We start from the raw sequence: 11,841 nt of genomic DNA, 5'->3' as shown, positions 1-11,841 counted from the left end.
GTCAGTCCTCCGGGGTCAGCGCGGCCAGGTCGGAGTCGACCATGATCCGGACCAGCTCGGGCACGTGAACCTGGGCTTTCCAGCCAAGCTCGGTGGTGGCTTTGGACGCGTCCCCGACCAGCGAGTCCACTTCGGTGGGGCGTTCGTACCGCACGTCGTAGTCGACGTAGTCCTCCCAGTCCAGCCCGGCATGGGCGAACGACAGTGCGACGAAATCGCGGACCGAGTACGACGTACCCGTCGCGATCACGTAGTCGGCCGGATTGTCGTGCTGCAGCATCCGCCACATGGCCTCGACGTACTCCGGCGCGTAGCCCCAGTCGCGGCTGGCGTCCAGGTTGCCAAGGTACAGCCGGTCCTGCCGGCCGAGCTTGATCGCCGCGACCGCACGGGTGATCTTGCGGGTCACGAACGTCTCACCGCGGCGCGGGCTCTCGTGGTTGAACAGGATCCCGTTCACGGCGAACATGTCGTACGCCTCGCGGTAGTTCCGGGTCATCCAGTAGCCGTACAGCTTCGCGGCGCCGTACGGCGAGCGCGGGTGGAACGGGGTCTCCTCGTTCTGCGGCGGGGGCGTCGCGCCGAACATCTCCGACGACGACGCTTGGTAGAACCGGCAGTCCAGCCCGATCATCCGGATCGCCTCGAGCAGCCGCGTCGTCCCCATCCCGGTCGTGTCACCGGTGTACTCCGGCTCGTCGAACGAGACCCGGACATGGCTCTGCGCGGCCAGGTGGTACACCTCGGACGGCTGGATCGACGCCAGCAACGTCACCAGCCGCGACCCGTCCGTCAGGTCGCCGTAGTGCAGGAACAGCCGCTTGTCCTTGGCATGCGGATCCTCGTACAGGTGGTCGATCCGCCGCGTGTTGAACGTCGAAGCGCGCCGGATCAGGCCGTGCACCTCGTAGCCCTTGGCCAGCAGCAACTCGGCCAGGTACGACCCGTCCTGCCCGGTGATCCCGGTGACGAACGCCTTCTTCACGATGCCTGCTCCCGGTGCTGCTGGTACCAGGCGTACGTGGCGGCTACACCGTCGTAGAGGTCGATGGAGGGCTTCCACCCCAGCGCCAGCAGCCGGCTCACGTCCAGCAGCTTGCGCGGCGTGCCGTCCGGCTTGGACAGATCGTTGCTGATGGCACCGGTGTACCCGACCACGCGGGCGACCAGCCCGGCCAGCTCGCGGATCGTCACGTCCGCACCGACCCCGACGTTGATCGGCTCCGGCGCGTCGTAGTGCTCGAGCAGATGCAGGCACGCATCGGCCAGGTCGTCCACGTGCAGGAACTCGCGTCGCGGCGTACCACTCCCCCACAACACGACCTCAGGGGCATTGGTACGACGAGCTTCGTCGAAGCGGCGGATCAGCGCGGGCAGAACGTGCGAGCTGGTCGGATCGAAGTTGTCGTTCGGCCCGTACAGATTCGTCGGCATCGCCGAGATCCAGGGCAGCCCGTACTGGCGCCGTACTGCCTGGACCTGCATGATGCCGGCGATCTTCGCGATCGCGTACGCGTCGTTGGTGGGCTCGAGCTCACCGGTCAGCAGACTCGACTCGCGGATCGGCTGCTCGGCGTACTTCGGGTAGATGCACGACGACCCGAGGAACAGCAGCCGCGGCGTGCGGACCTCGAGGGCCGCGTCCATCAGGTTGACCTGGATGCGGAGGTTGTCGCTGAGGAACTCGGTCGGGTGGTCCCGATTCGCCAGGATGCCGCCGACCCGGGCCGCGGCGTCGATCACCACCGCCGGCCGGTGCTCGGCCAGGAACGCGAACGTGGCCGACCGATCCCGCAGGTCCAGCTCGGACGACGAAGCGCCGATCAGGTTGCTGAAGCCGGCCGCTTCCAGGCGGCGCCAGATCGCCGAGCCGACCAGGCCGCGGTGACCCGCGACGTACACCGGTGCACGATGGTCCATCAGTACGCTCCCGCGCCGTAGATCACCGCACGCACGGTCTTCCAGAGGATCAGCAGGTCCAGGGTCATCGACCAGTTGTCGACGTACCGCAGGTCGAGCCGGACCGACTCGTCCCAGGACAGGTCGCTGCGGCCGCTGACCTGCCACAGGCCGGTGATCCCCGGCTTGACCAGCATCCGCCGCGAGTCGTCGGCGGCGTACAGCGCGACCTCCTCCGACAGCGGCGGGCGCGGGCCGACCAACGACATGTCGCCGCGCAGCACGTTGAACAGCTGAGGGATCTCGTCGAGCGAGAAGCGCCGGATCCACCGGCCGAGCGGCGTCATCCGCGGGTCGTCGCGCATCTTGAAGACCACGCCGTTGCCGTCGCTCAGTGCGTACAGATCACACAGCCGCTGTTCGGCGTCGGAGTACATGCTCCGGAGCTTCAGCATGGTGAACTCGACACCCGCCCGGCCGACCCGCTGCTGCCGGAACAGCACCGGACCAGGGCTGGACAGACGGACGGCCAGCGCCAGACCGATCAGCACCGGCGCCAGCAGGACGATGAATCCGAGGGCGACGACGCGATCGAAGACAGCCTTCATCAGATGCGGGCCGCCGCTCACCGACGGGCGCTCCAAGTGCAACAGGGACAGACCGGCGACCGGGCGAACCGAGATCCGCGGGCCGGCCACCTCGATAATGCCGGGCGACACGATCAGCTCGATGCCGCGCTGCTCCAGCGCCCAGGACAACCGGCGCAGCGACTGCCCCGCCAGCTCCGGATCGGTGGCGACGGCGACCACCTCCACCGCGTGCCGGTCCGCGGCGGCCAGAATGTCCGGCTCGGCCAGCTCCTCCGGCTGCAGCGGCCCGTTCGTATGCGCGTCGCCGCGCGGCCGGCACGTCGCCACCACCCGGAACCCGTCGGTCGGGCGGCTCTCGAGGTGCTCACACAGCGTCGCGGCCGGACCGCTACGCCCGACCACGAGAACCCTGTGCATGCAACGGCCTCTGACCCGGTGCCGATGCAGGTCCTTCCGCAACGCGTACCGCAGCACCAGCGCGGAACCGACCATCACCGGAATCGCCAGGACGACGAAGCCGCGGGCGATCTCGGTCTTGGTCACGTACGACGCCATCGCGACAGCGGCCGTGAGACCGACACCCGAGCGCAGCAGCGACCGGAACTCGTCCGGGCCGGCGCCGAAGTACCGCGGGTCGTAGCCCTTCGACAGGGCGACCGCGCCGACCCAGGCCAGCGGCAGCGCACTGCTGACGACCAGATAGCTACTGCCGACGTGGTAGCCGAAGCGCGTCAGCAGGGCGATGGAGACACCGAGCATCGCGGCGAGCAGGTCACCGCCCACGGCGGCCCAGCGATACACGCCGACCCAGCGCGGCTCGGTCGATCGCGACGGAAGCGGGACGATCGCCGGCACCTCGTGCGGCACCACCCAGAGCGGCCGGCGGCCATCGACCGCATCCGGCGCCTCTGCTCCGCTCACCCCGGCCCCTCGTCTCACGCTGCCAACGCCCGAACACGGTGCGTGCCCGGCGCAGTCTGCAGTCTCCCTGTCAAAACTGTCAATCGGAGATCGTCACCAAAGGTGACGGCAAACCTACTTGCCACACATCCCCAGGAGTTCACCCGCCCGTCGGCGGTGCGACATGGCACAGTACTACGCGCGAGGGCCTGCCACGACGTGGACTCGAGAACCCTTGGATAGAATTTGCGTGGGGTGGGGGGATTGAGCCAAGCCGGCGCTGATCGTACGCGCGCAGGGGTCCGACCGGCCGTGGTGCCGGCGGTCCGGCGGTCGATGCTGCCGCTGATGGTCCTCGGACTGCTCCTACTCGCTGTGCCCGCGGTGGCGTACGCCGGCGACACCCGACCGGGACGGCTGGATCGATGGATCCAGTCGGTCGTCGACCACACTCCGTCCGCCGCGCGAGACAGCGCTCTCGCGCTCGACTGGCTCGGTGAGCCGACCGGCCGGGCTCTCCTGGCGCTCGCCACCGCAGCGGTGTGCCTGCTCGCGGGGCGCCGCGCCCTGGCCGTGACCGCGGTGGTTGCCTCAGTCCTGACCGCCGTACTGACGACCGGGCTCAAGTACGTCGTCGATCGCCGGATCCATGACGGTTTCCTGTCCTACCCCAGCGGTCACACCGCCGCGGTCGCGGCCATCGGCCTGGTGGTGGGACTGCTGCTGGCCGACCTGCTCCGCGCCGGCCCGATTCTCGGTACGGCGCTCGTTCTCGGACTCGGCGTACTCGGTGGAGCGCTGATGGCCTGGGCGCAGATCGACCTGACCGCGCACTACCCCACCGACACCGTCGGTGGGGTAGGCAGCGCGCTCGTTGTCGTCCCGGCAACAGGACTGCTGATCGACCGGCTCAGACGACAACCCTGAACTCAGGCGACCTCGTCGTCGACCTTCGGAGTGTCGAAGGCGTCGACGACCTCGGCCGGGACGTGCTCCAGGTCGCTGACCCGCAGGTAGTCGCCCATCGTCGTACCGGTGCAGTCCGAGTCGATGTTCGGTGCGGTCAGGCCCGCGACCGCATCGCCCAGGTGCACCGTCCGCAGATCGATGCTGAACCGGGTCCGCCCCGACGTGTTCGGCACGCTGGAGTGCAACTGGGCCCCGGAGAACAGGATGATGCCGCCGGGCTTGCAGATCGGCCGGATCTGCGGCGTCAGTTCGACCTCCTCCTCCGGCACCGGCTGGATCCGGGTGTCGGTGCCGATCTGGGTCGCGGCGATCTTCCGGCTCGTCGCGTTCCACTCCGCGTAGTTGTAGACCCGGGAGCTGTTCCGGACCGGGGTCTGCCAGTACCTCGGGTGGAAGGCCAGCCCGTTGTCGTCGCTGATCGCGAAGATCGGCAGCCACCAGTTGAGCTGGAAGTGCGGCGCCGAGTACCACGTGTCGCGGTGCGGATGGAACGCGAACGCGATCCCGGTGGTGAGGTAGTCGTTCGACGTCGAGCTCCGCATCCGCGGTACGTCGAAGTAGGTCTGCTCCTCGTCGCAGCCGAAGTCGGCCAGCATCTCCTGGATCAGCCGCTTGGACTCCGGGTGATGGATGAACGCCGGCTTCAGCTCGGCCAGCAGCGCCGCGTAGTCCTCGACGGCCATCTCGAACTGCGCCGTCTCCGGGTCCAGCGGCGCGAAGGCCTCCCGGGCCATCGCGGCCGCGAACTCCGTCAGCGCCAGCGTGGACGGCCGCGGCGAGTAGACGAACAGGTCGCCGTCGTACAGCTTCTGCCTGCGTTCGTCGTCGCCGAACTCGGCGTCGACATAGATGGAATGCATGATGAACCCCCCTCTCGTCGAACCGGCTCCTTACCGGCTCGGACCAAGTCCCCGTACCCCAGCCGGCTACCTCGAGAGGTCATCGGCGGGCGCGCCCCCCAGCGCGTCGTGTCTATGTACAGCGATTACGTGTAGCGGCGGAAGACCGGTTTGACCGGGCGGCCGCCCATCCATCCCTTCGGGTCGCCGGTGTCGAGTGCCTCGCGGTAGACCGCGCACGCTCCGGCGACGACCTCCACCGTCCGGGCGATGTCCTCGTCGGTGAGAGCCGCGCTCACCACGAACGATGGGCCGATGACGCCGCCGAGGATTAGTTCCCGGAGGAAGAGCGTGCGGTACGGCTGCGACGGCGTCAAGGTCTCGTCGAGCGTCGCGAAGACCAGGTTGCTGGCCCGGCCGCGGACGAGGACGTGATCCCGGACCCCGGCCGCGGCGGCGACCTCGCGGACACCGGCCGCGAGCTTGTCACCCAGCTCGTGCAGGCGAGCCGAGATGCCTTCCTCCTCGTAGACGTTCATGGTGGCGATCGCGGCCGCGAGGGCGTGCGTCTCGGCGCCATGGGTCGTGCTGAGCAGGAACACCCGCTCATGGTTGTCCCGCAGTCCCCCGCGCTCCATCAGCTCGCGCCGACCCGCCAGCGCCGACACGGCGAACCCGTTGCCGAGTGCCTTGCCGAAGGTGGAGAGGTCCGGCGCCACGCCGTACAGGCCTTGTGCGCCGGAAGCCGAGAAACGGAAGCCGGTGATCATCTCGTCGAAGATCAGCAGCGCGCCGTGGCGGTGGGCCAGGTCGCGCAGGCCTTCGAGGTACCCGGCCGGCGGGTCGTGCTGGGTCGCCGCCTCGAGGATCAGGCAGGCGACCTGGCCCTCGTGCTGGGTCAGCAGTTCCTCGGTCGCGACCAGATCGCCGTACGGGAAGCCGATCGTCAGCTCGCCGATCTCACCGGGGATGCCGGCCGACATCGGCGTCCGGGCGATGAACCAGTCGTCGATCGAGAAGAACGCCTGGTCGGAGCAGAGCGCGACCAGCGGCCGTCCGGTCACCGCGCGGGCCAGCTTGACCGCGGCGGTGGTGGCGTCCGAGCCGTTCTTCGTGAACTTCACCATCTCGGCCGTCGGGACCGAGGTGAGGAAGCGTTCGGCCGCCTCGAGCTCGATGATGCTCGGGCGGACGAAGTTGGAGCCGCGGTCGAGCTCGCGCCGGACCGCCTCGACCACCTTCGGGTGCGCGTGCCCGAGGCTGACCGCGCGCAGGCCGGAGCCGTACTCGATGTACTCGTTGCCGTCGACATCCCAGACGTGCGCGCCGGAGCCGTGCGAGATCACCGGCGCCATGTCCTCCGGGTACTGGTCCTCGCCCTTGGCGTACGTGTGCGCGCCGCCGGGGATCAGGTCCTGCAGCCGCTTGTTCGCCGCGATCGAGTTGCCGAACGATGTGGTCATGTCAGCCTCGCAGTGGCCAGAGCGAGCGAGGGAGCCGCCTTGTCCCGGTCGGACATCAGCGTGACCGGCAGCGGCCAGGGAATGTCCAGGTCCGGATCGTCGAACGCGATCGAGACGTCCTCGGACGGGTCGTGGGCCCGGTCGATCCGGTACGACACGTCGGCCGGCTCGGTGAGCGCCTGGAACCCGTGCGCACACCCGGCCGGGACGTAGACCGTCACCTGGTTGTCGCCGGTCAGGTCGAAGACCTCACGGTTCCGGTACGTCGGTGAGCCCGGGCGCAGGTCGATCACGACATCGAACACCTCGCCGTACGAACAGCGGACGAGCTTGGCCTCGCCCGCGCCTGCGCGGATGTGCATCCCGCGGACGACGCCACGCCGCGAGCGGGAGATGCTGTCCTGGACGAAGGCGTCCGGGTCGAGCCCGGCCCCCTTCACCACATCACGGTCGAAGGTGCGCGAGAAGAACCCCCGCTCGTCCCGGTGCGGACTCGGCCGGAACACCAGCGCCCCCGCGATTCCCGGTACCTCGATGACGTCCATCGCTATTCCCCCTGTTCGATGTCCACCGCGACGCGGGGCGTCGTACCGGCCCCGAACAACGCAGCGGACAGTACGTCGTACTGCCGCTCGAGTGCCTCGGCGTACTCGGCGTTCCGTGCACGCATGGCCGGGACGACCGCGGCCGCCCGGGCCTCGAGCGCGCGGAACTGATCGATCAGCCGCGCCACGTCGAGACCTTGGATCGGCTGCCGGAACTCGGCCAGCCGCATCTGCTCCATCAGCAGGTCGCTCTTGGTCCCGTAGCTGATCGAGATGGTCGGTATCGACAGCTTCAGCGCGGACAACACGTTGTGATAGCGCGAGGCGACCACCACGTCGGTTCCGGCGAGCTGTGCCATCAGTTCACCGAGCGAATCGGCCGGCTCGCTGATCAACCGGTCCTCGGCCAGGTCCGGCCGGGTCTGCCGCAGGTCGTCCTGGACCGCTTCGACCACCGACAGGTCGCTCGGGTCGCCGGTGACGAGGCGGATCCGGTAGTCCTGGTCGACGAGCCAGCGGGCGAACTCGACGATCTTCGCGGTGTACGCCGCGTAGATCTCGTCGGCTCGGCCCCGGTCGGCGTTGGTGCCGCGATAAGCCATCACTCCGAGGCCGACCGTGCGCCGCGTCTCATCGGCGGGCGCCGGCTCAGCGGGTTCGGGCAACGCGAAAGCCAGGTCCGGGTAGACCTCGTCCGCACTCGTGTCGAGACCCATCTGCCGCATCGCGTCCCGGGAGTACCCGTCCCGGTAGGAGCGGTACGACGCAAGCCGCGCGGCCCCGGTGAACAGCCACCGCAGCGACCGCTCGCGGGCCACGTTCGCACCGACGTTGACGAACGCGGTCTTCGTGCCGGTCATCCGTGCCGACAGCGTCATCAGGAACAGTGCGTACGGCCAGCCCCACGGCCGCAGCTCCAGCGTGGTCTCGAACACTCCCATGCCAGGCACGATCACCACGTCGTACTGGCGGAGCAGCCGCGGCATCCGGACCAGGTCGGCCACCTTGCCGAACGCCTTGCGCGCAACGGAGTCGAGCCTGGAGCGGCCAGAGCCGTGTTGCTGGTACCACGTGATGGCGACCGACGGAATGCCGTACTGCTGCTCGAACACCTCGGGTCCGGCGCACACGCAGCTGATCTCCGCCTCCGGATGCCGGGCCCGGACGAAGGCCAGCATCGCGTCGAGCGAGCCGTGGTTGCCGATGTTGCCGGATCCCAGCAGGCCGAAGAAGGCGACCCGCGGCCTGCCTGCGTCGTTCATGCCTACGAGACCTCCCGGCCCCGGACGACTCCGGAGCTCTCCGGGATCGCGGTCGGCGGCGCCGCCGGCTTGCTGTCCTCGATCCGGCCCGTCGAGCGGCGTACGGCGCGGCTCGCCAGCCAGCGGGTCAGATGGCCGTAGCACTCCCGCCGGTCGGCCGACGACAGCGGCGCCCGCCGGATCCCGCCGACGAAGCCGCCGATGTACTCCGAGACCAGCCGGACGGTGGGATGACGCAGCCGGCTCGCCCGCCGCGGCTCCATGTTCGCCGATCGGGACCGGATGGTCGGCTTGGCCCGCTCGGCCCGGTCAGGGTGGTCGCGACGGAAGAAGAGCAGCTCGGGCACCTGGTGGAACCGTCCGTACAGGGCCAGCTCGGCCATGATCGTCCGGTCCGAGTGGTGGTAGCTGCCGTTCAGCGGCGTACGGCGCAGGATGTCGGAGCGCATCACGCCGTAGAAGTCGTCGCCGCCGACGTCGAACAGCAGGCTGCGGAACCGGTCCGGTGCGTGCGGGTTCGCGGTGTCCAGCGGGTAGTCGACCTTCAGCACGATGTCGCCGTTGCCGTCGATGATCGCCTGGTGGGCGTGCGCGAGTACCAGGTACGGGTCGGCGTCCAGCGCTTCGATGCAGCGGGTCAGCAGATCCCGGCCGTAGAGGTCGTCGTACGACGCCCACTTGAACAGCTCGGTGCTGGACTGGTCGAACGTCCAGTTGTGGTTCGGGGTGGCACCGATGTTCACCGGTTGCTTGAAGTAGCTGATCCGCGAGTCCTTGGCCAGGTACTCCCGGCAGATCTCCTCCGTGCTGTCGGTCGAGGCGTTGTCGGAGATGATCAGGTGGAAGTCGCCGTAGCTCTGCCCCAGCAGGGCGTCCAGGGACTCCCTGAGGTACTTCTCGCCGTTGTAGACCGGAAGGCCGACACTCAGCCGCGGTTGCGCGTTCATGTGCTCCTCATTTCAGGCATCTCCTGCCGGTCAACCGCCGCGGCCGGCTCAGACTCCAGCTGCGCTTCCAGCTGCTTTCGTTCGCGGACCCCGATCCGCAGCGTGAACCACCAGACGAAGGCGGCGCAGAACGTCGCGCACGCGGCGCCCCAGGCCGACCCCCGGGCGCCACCGATCACACCGCCCGCAACGCCGCCGACCAGGTAGAACGCCGAGGCGCACAACTGCGCCCGTAGACTGCGCCGGGCGACCCCGAGCGCGCGCAGGCCGGCCGCGGCGCCGGTGTTGAACCCGGCGTTCGCCACCGACAGAGTTGCCGGCAGCAACAATGCCGAGGAGGTCAGCCAGACCTCACCGAGCAATGCGTGCCCCCAGGCGTCCGGCAAGGCGACCAGCAGTACCAGCCCCCAGGCCAGCGCCGCGACGAACTGCGCGCCGCCGAGCGCCAGGCAGAAGATCGGCAAAGCCCGGACCGATCGCCGCAGCACCCGCGCCGCCTCGGGCACCGCGACCAGGCCGACACCGGACAGGACGATGAAGAACGGTCCGAGCAACATCTCTGCGCCGCGGACCGTGCCGACCGCGGCGAGCCCGGCGAACGCGCCGAGCCCGTACATCCGGAGCTGGTAGGCGCCGCTGATGGTCAGGTTCTCGGTCAGGTAGCGCACGCTGAGGTCACGGTGGTCCCGGAACCAGTGCAGCGCCCGCGACACCCGCGGCATGATGCCGGCCTGCAGCCCGCTCACCAGCGCCGCGAACGCTCCGGCCCCGCCCCACGCCAGCACGAATCTGGTCACACTCGCGTCCTGCGAGGCCAGATACAGCAGCGGCACCAGGGCGAGTGCCCAGGTGATGTCACTGACGAAGGCCTTGCCGCCTTGCCCCGATGTGAAGAACGCGAACCGCCAACTGTCTTGCAGCATCAGTCCGGGCAGCACGATGCCCAAGGCGATGAATCCCGCACCCGTGTGTCCACCGAGCAGCGCACCGACGGCGGCGCAGGCCGCGCCGAGGATCAGGCCGACCGCGATCGCCATCCCGGACGAACTCGCGACCGCCGTCCGCCAGAGCGGTCGCTCGACCCCGCTGAAGCGCACGGCCAGCGGATCGGTCCCCAGGCCACGCGAGATGTTGACCACCACGCCGTACGTCACCCACGCGAGGCTGAACGCGCCGAACTCCAGCGCGCCGAGCTCGCGGGCGACGACGATGCCCACCACGAAGCTGACCAGGCTGGTCACAGCCTGATCAGCCAGTCCCCAGGTGAGGCGGCGCAGGACTCCGCGCATTGTCAGCGGCCCATCTCGTGGGGCTCCGGCAGCGGGACCAGGTACGTCGCACCCCAGCCGCCGGCGGCCTCGAGCTGCGAGATCACCTCGTCGGCGATGTCCCAGGTCAGGATCAGTACGACGTCGGGCCGCGCCGCGCGCAGTTCGTCGATGGGCCGGATCGGTACGCCGCAGCCGCCGGGGATCCGGCGTCCGTGCTTACCGGGTGCGGCGTCGACAGTGAACGGCAGCAGGTCGGTCCCGACCTTGCTCAGGTCCAGCAACACCGGCGCCTTCGACGGAGCGCCGTACCCGAGCACTGTCCGGCCGGCGGCCTTGTGACGGGTCAGCACGTCGTGGAGCGCACCGGCGGCATGCCACGCAGCCTCTTGCAGACTGGCCAGCTGCACCTCGTCGGCGATTCCCGCGGCGTCCTCGTCCTCGAGCAGTACGTCGACCGACGGGTCCGGCTCGGCGTCTTCGGTGTGCCGGAGCATCACCATCAGGCTGCCGCCGAACATGTCGACCTGCTTCACCGACTCGACCGTCAGACCGTAGAGCGCGCCCAGCCGCTGCACCGCCCGCAGCGACAGGTAGGACCAGTGACCGTGCCGGATGGTGTCGAACTGGTTGCCGATGAACAACGGCAACAGGTGGTGGAACTCCAGCACCAGGAGGCCGCCGGGCGCGAGCCGCTCGGCGCGGAGCTGCATCAGCTCGCCGACCGCCGGCTCGTGTGCGATGCCGTGGACGTCGACCACCAGGTCGGCCCGTTCGCCGTCACCGGCCAGCCGGCACCCCTCGGCGTACAGGTGCTCGAGCCAGGAGCCACCGTGGTGGCTGGCGAACTCGAAGACCACGCCACCGGCGAGCTCCGGGTAGTCCCGCAGCAGTTCCTTCACCGACGACTCGGCGTGCGCGATGCTCGTCGCCGACTCGACCGCCAGCGGCGGCTCAGGCAGCTGCGGCTCGACCGGACCGAGCTGGACCAGCGTGCAGTCCCGGCACAGCCACAGCTCCAGCGGCCAGCGCGGATCCGGCCCTGGCGTGTCCGCGGTCGGGAAGTAGTCGGCGCAGGGCTGCGCACCCAGATCCACCACCGGTACGACGTTCTCCCCCGCGCACCCACGACACTTGAAGCTCACTGCTCCCCCTCCGG

At 69.3% G+C, this 11,841-nt stretch carries 11 protein-coding genes; 1 reads left to right on the top strand and 10 read right to left on the bottom strand.

Annotated elements, in window-relative coordinates; genetic code table 11:
- Nucleotide 1: 1 nt before the first annotated feature.
- The 3 genes from gmd to OG558_RS28420 are packed head-to-tail and all read right to left on the bottom strand — an operon-like array spanning nt 2 to nt 3,410.
- Entirely contained in the window at nt 2-985 is a 984-nt protein-coding gene (gene gmd / locus OG558_RS28430; RefSeq protein ID WP_405065733.1) for a GDP-mannose 4,6-dehydratase, read from the bottom strand.
- Nucleotides 982-1,920 carry a GDP-L-fucose synthase family protein gene (locus OG558_RS28425; protein ID WP_405065732.1) on the bottom strand — a complete coding sequence of 313 codons (939 nt, stop codon included), beginning with the start codon at nt 1,918-1,920 and terminating at the stop codon, nt 982-984. The genes gmd and OG558_RS28425 overlap by 4 nt, the downstream gene beginning before the upstream one ends.
- Nucleotides 1,920-3,410 carry a sugar transferase gene (locus OG558_RS28420; protein WP_405065731.1) on the bottom strand — a complete coding sequence of 497 codons (1,491 nt, stop codon included), beginning with the start codon at nt 3,408-3,410 and terminating at the stop codon, nt 1,920-1,922. Before OG558_RS28420 ends, OG558_RS28425 begins: the two co-directional genes overlap by 1 nt.
- 327 nt (nt 3,411-3,737) lie before the next feature.
- On the opposite strand from OG558_RS28420, the gene OG558_RS28415 reads away from it, so the two are divergent.
- Nucleotides 3,738-4,316 (top strand): phosphatase PAP2 family protein, encoded by a 579-nt coding sequence (locus OG558_RS28415; protein ID WP_405065730.1) that lies wholly within the window; start codon nt 3,738-3,740, stop codon nt 4,314-4,316.
- A gap of 2 nt (nt 4,317-4,318) precedes the next feature.
- On the opposite strand, the gene OG558_RS28410 is transcribed toward OG558_RS28415, so the two are convergent.
- The 7 genes from OG558_RS28410 to OG558_RS28380 form a co-directional block, all read right to left on the bottom strand.
- The gene (locus tag OG558_RS28410; protein ID WP_405065729.1) at nt 4,319-5,218 is read right to left on the bottom strand and encodes a phytanoyl-CoA dioxygenase family protein; all 900 of its coding nucleotides are present in this window, start codon (nt 5,216-5,218) and stop codon (nt 4,319-4,321) included.
- A 125-nt stretch (nt 5,219-5,343) separates the two neighbouring features.
- Nucleotides 5,344-6,660 carry a glutamate-1-semialdehyde 2,1-aminomutase gene (locus OG558_RS28405; protein ID WP_405065728.1) on the bottom strand — a complete coding sequence of 439 codons (1,317 nt, stop codon included), beginning with the start codon at nt 6,658-6,660 and terminating at the stop codon, nt 5,344-5,346.
- The gene (locus tag OG558_RS28400) at nt 6,657-7,205 is read right to left on the bottom strand and encodes a dTDP-4-dehydrorhamnose 3,5-epimerase family protein (RefSeq protein WP_405065727.1); all 549 of its coding nucleotides are present in this window, start codon (nt 7,203-7,205) and stop codon (nt 6,657-6,659) included. Before OG558_RS28400 ends, OG558_RS28405 begins: the two co-directional genes overlap by 4 nt.
- 2 nt (nt 7,206-7,207) lie before the next feature.
- The gene (locus OG558_RS28395; protein ID WP_405065726.1) at nt 7,208-8,467 is read right to left on the bottom strand and encodes a polysaccharide pyruvyl transferase family protein; all 1,260 of its coding nucleotides are present in this window, start codon (nt 8,465-8,467) and stop codon (nt 7,208-7,210) included.
- A gap of 2 nt (nt 8,468-8,469) precedes the next feature.
- A complete protein-coding gene (locus tag OG558_RS28390) occupies nt 8,470-9,414 on the bottom strand; it encodes a glycosyltransferase family 2 protein (RefSeq protein ID WP_405065725.1) in 945 nt (314 codons plus the stop codon).
- The gene (locus tag OG558_RS28385) at nt 9,411-10,703 is read right to left on the bottom strand and encodes a hypothetical protein (protein WP_329475654.1); all 1,293 of its coding nucleotides are present in this window, start codon (nt 10,701-10,703) and stop codon (nt 9,411-9,413) included. The genes OG558_RS28390 and OG558_RS28385 overlap by 4 nt, the downstream gene beginning before the upstream one ends.
- Nucleotides 10,704-10,705: 2 nt before the next feature.
- Nucleotides 10,706-11,827: a class I SAM-dependent methyltransferase gene (locus tag OG558_RS28380; RefSeq protein ID WP_405065724.1), complete on the bottom strand. Its 1,122-nt coding sequence runs from the start codon at nt 11,825-11,827 to the stop codon at nt 10,706-10,708.
- Nucleotides 11,828-11,841: the final 14 nt, after the last annotated feature.

Source organism: Kribbella sp. NBC_01510 (assembly GCF_045040325.1).
Classification (GTDB): Bacteria; Actinomycetota; Actinomycetes; order Propionibacteriales; family Kribbellaceae; genus Kribbella.
The sequence above is the reverse complement of the archived record's forward strand: the minus strand, read 5'-3'. Positions and strand labels throughout refer to the sequence as shown.